The organism is Caballeronia sp. M23-90 (genome assembly GCF_053574605.1).
On sequence record NZ_JBSIPA010000716.1, the window covers coordinates 1 to 2083 of the forward strand.

At 58.5% G+C, this 2083-nt stretch carries 2 protein-coding genes and 1 pseudogene; 1 reads left to right on the forward strand and 2 read right to left on the reverse strand.

Translation table 11 applies throughout. The features are described from left to right. Together ACRXB1_RS35060 and ACRXB1_RS35065 are read right to left on the reverse strand one after the other, a co-directional pair. On the reverse strand, positions 1 to 259 hold a 259-nt coding region (locus tag ACRXB1_RS35060), incomplete at its 3' end, for a hypothetical protein (RefSeq protein WP_449494658.1). Between the two features lie 29 nt (positions 260 to 288). Next, positions 289 to 957 carry a cysteine hydrolase family protein gene (locus tag ACRXB1_RS35065; RefSeq protein ID WP_062168385.1) on the reverse strand — a complete coding sequence of 223 codons (669 nt, stop codon included), beginning with the start codon at positions 955 to 957 and terminating at the stop codon, positions 289 to 291. Between the two features lie 535 nt (positions 958 to 1492). On the opposite strand from ACRXB1_RS35065, the pseudogene ACRXB1_RS35070 reads away from it, so the two are divergent. Next, positions 1493 to 2083, forward strand: a pseudogene (locus ACRXB1_RS35070) (flagellar biosynthesis protein FlhF); the annotation flags it as partial.

Below are 2083 nucleotides of genomic sequence, written 5' to 3' on the forward strand. Positions count from 1 at the left end.
TCAGCACGTTGCCCTCGAGCACGACGGGCTCGCGCGGACGCGACTGATGACGCCAGTCCCACCCCGGCGGCGTGACGATCCGGATAGCCGTCGGCAAGTTCTGGAAACGCGGGCTGAGCAAGGTCAGCAACTCCCCGCTCGCCGATGAAAGATTCAACGCATGCTGGAAGTGGCTGTGCACCCAGAACCGCCGCGTCTCGCGCGGGCCGTGCTCGGCAAGGTAGCCGACTGAAGACACTTCAAAGGTGAGGAGCGCCATGGTCCGGTGCCTGGGAAGTCAGTTGAGGATCAGCCGCGCAAACCGTCGATCACTGCCGTCGCGTCGCTCACCCAGCCAAAGATCGCGCCCTGCGCCTTGATCATTTCCAGCGCCGATTTCTGGAATTCGGGAAAATACGATCCAACGCAATCGGCCGGGATGATGCATTCGTACCCGCGATCATTGGCTTCGCGAACCGTGGTCGTCACGCAGACCTCAGTGGTGACGCCGCACACGATGAGCGTCTTGATCCCATGGTTTTGCAGGATCAACTGCAGGTCGGTTTCATAAAACGCGCCCTTGCCGGGTTTGTCGATGATGGGTTCGCCGATCGCCGGATACAGCTCCGGAATGATGTCGTGACCGGCTTCCCCGCGCACGAGGATGCGGCCCATGGGTCCGTCCGTACCAATGAATTGCTTGCCGCCGCGCGTGAGTTTGGCCGGCGGACAATCCGCCAGATCCGCACGATGTCCTTCGCGCGTGTGAATGATCAGGAGCTGAGCGTCCCGTGCGGCCTTCAACAATTTCCTGCATGGCTCGATGGCCGTGCGCACGAGCGATACGTCATTGCCCAGCGCTTCGCCGAATCCGCCCGGCTCAACAAAATCACGTTGCATGTCGATGATGACCAATGCCGTCGTTGCCGGATTGAATGGCAATGCGAATGGCTCTGCCTGAAACGATTTTTGTGGCATTTCAATTTTCCTTGATTAATGTCAGGACGCGAAATATTCAGTTGGTTCTTGCCGGCATCGTGAATAACCTGTCGATTTATTATATGGAGGTTCTTTCCATCGCACGAAAGAAATTTCGATGCATTTATAGATTATTCATTATCCAAGAAGGTTAACTCCATACGTTTCTGATTTTTAATAAAACCATTATCACGAATGGACTCCGTGCCTATTGCGTTCGGATAAATCGGTGAGCGACATAATGGCGCGGCGCGTGAATCAGAACACACCATCGCACGCCGAAATTTTCCTGGCAGCCCGGCAAGACACGTTCATTCCTCTGATGTTTGAGCTTTGGATCCCGCACATCGCCGGGGTCCCCGCCGAACCCTCGAATTACCCCGCTTTCCCGGCTCTTATCAGCCGATGGCATTGCGGCGACCCACGCAATAATTCACTCACTGGATAACGGCACGTCGCCTGGGCGCAAGACTCAAGCAACCTAGACCGTTCAACCGCAATAAAACAGCGTGGGCGCAAGCTCAACGGGGGTCAAATGAACATCCGCAAATTCATCGGTGCTACGAGTCGCGACGCGTTTCGTCTCGTGCGCGAGGCACTGGGTCCGGATGCGGTGGTCCTGTCGAACCGGGTGACGGAAGATGGCAGCGTCGAAATCGTGGCCGTGGCCGACGGCGATCTCGCGAAGATTTCCCCGAAAGCGGCTGCGCAGCAACGTGAACTGAAGCTGAGAGAAGCGCCGGTGAGCACGAGCGCTCCCACAGCGCATCACGCTTCCAACCCCTACGCCAGCGGCGATGTCTTCTCGTCCGTGTTCGGCGCAAATCCGGAACCGCTCGACGCGCTCGACGATAACGAACCCGCGCCCGAAGCCGAGCCGTTGCCGCGCCGCATGCGCGCAGCGCAAGAAGATTCATCGCGCACCATGGCCGAATCGAACCCTTGGCTGATCGAACATGCGCGACGTGTTGCGCAGACAGTTACCGAAGGCCTGCCGCAGCGTTCGATGAGTGCATCGGCGGCAATTGCCAAGGGACTCGGAAGTCCCGTTACCGTCGTGCCGCAGGAAGCGCATCAACCCGCCGACGCGCCCGAATGGACGCGCGAAGCCGCCCAGCTCGCAGCA